Consider the following 1,603-nt stretch of genomic DNA (forward strand, 5'->3'; position numbering starts at 1 on the left):
CGAGCCGTCACACGCAGGACGGAAGCCCGCCCGGGATTGGCTTGTTGCCGGAGACTGTCACTAGACTGGCAACAGGTCTGTACAGCCTGCCACCAGTTGGCTGGGACCGCACGGGGCAAGGGCAACTCACGGAAGAGGCGTATATCAGTGCCAGAACAATCCAACCACCGTCTACCTGAAGAATTCGGCGGGAATGAGTGGCTTGTTGACGAACTGTATGGGCAGTTTCAAAAGGACAGGAACTCAGTAGACAAAAAGTGGTGGACCCTGTTCGAGTCCTTTGAAACGGATAACGCCGGTTCAGAGAACGGCCGGCACGCGGCTACTCCTTCGGAGAGCACATCCCCTGGGGACGACCCGCACCCCGTCACCCGAGAGCTTCCCGTGGTGAACACCGAGAAGGACGCCCCGAAGGCCTCGGGTGAGTCACCAGCCAGCACGCAGGAATCGGGAAAGCCACCAGTGCCCAAAGAGACCAGGTCTAAGGACCCCAGGAAAGACGCGGGCAAGACCGCTGACACGCCGGCGCCCAGGCAGCCAGCGAAAAAAGATGACGCGAAGGCTTCAGCGACGGCGCCCATCCCCGCACAGCTTCCCAAGTCCGACCGTAATACGGACATGGACGAAGACACGGTAAACATCCTCCGCGGACCAGCCAAGGCCATCGCCACCAACATGGACGCAAGCCTGACCGTTCCCACGGCCACCAGCGTCCGGTCCGTTCCAGCCAAGCTGCTGATCGACAACCGCGTGGTCATCAACAACCATCTGGAGCGTGCGCGCGGAGGAAAGGTCTCGTTCACCCACCTCATCGGGTACGCGATCATCCGCGCGCTGGCACAATTTCCCTCGCAGAACGTCTACTACGACGTCGTCGACGGCAAGCCTGCGGCCATTCAACCCGCCCATGTCAATTTTGGCCTGGCAATCGATATGCCCAGGCCTGACGGTTCGCGCCTGCTGGTTGTACCGAACATAAAAAAAGCCGAGGACATGAACTTCTCGGACTTCTGGCATGCCTACGAAGAGCTGGTGAAGAAGGCCCGCGCCGGGAAGCTGGGCGCTGACGACTATGCCGGCACCACCGTTTCGCTGACTAACCCCGGCGGCATCGGCACAGTGCACTCCGTTCCCCGGCTCTCGAAGGGACAGGCCTGCATCATCGGCGCCGGTGCCCTTGAGTATCCCGCCGCATTTCAGGGGGCCAGCGAGAAAACACTGGCGCAGCACGCTATCAGCAAAACGATCACGCTGACCTCCACCTATGACCACCGCGTCATTCAGGGAGCAGGCAGCGGCGAATTCCTGCGTATCGTGCATCAGCTGCTCCTGGGCGAGCAGAACTTTTACGATGAGATCTTTGAAGCCCTGCGCATTCCGTATGAGCCCGTCCGCTGGAGCGCAGATATCCAGGTTGATCCGATGGACGAGATCAACAAGGTGGCGCGGATTCAGCAGCTCATCCACGCCTACCGCGTCCGCGGTCACCTGATGGCCGACACCAACCCGCTGGAGTATGTGCAGCGCAAGCACGCGGACCTTGACGTACGCACCCACGGGCTGACGCTCTGGGACCTTGACCGCGAATGGCCCACAGGCGGGT

The 1,603-nt window shown here is 61.0% G+C and carries 1 protein-coding gene; it reads left to right on the forward strand.

Annotated elements, in window-relative coordinates; genetic code table 11:
- Positions 1-147: 147 nt before the first annotated feature.
- The coding region (locus tag Y708_RS28175) for a 2-oxo acid dehydrogenase subunit E2 (protein WP_035775401.1) at positions 148-1,603 on the forward strand (1,456 nt) is incomplete at its 3' end.

The organism is Arthrobacter sp. H5 (genome assembly GCF_000520595.1).
Classification (GTDB): domain Bacteria; phylum Actinomycetota; class Actinomycetes; order Actinomycetales; family Micrococcaceae; genus Arthrobacter_D.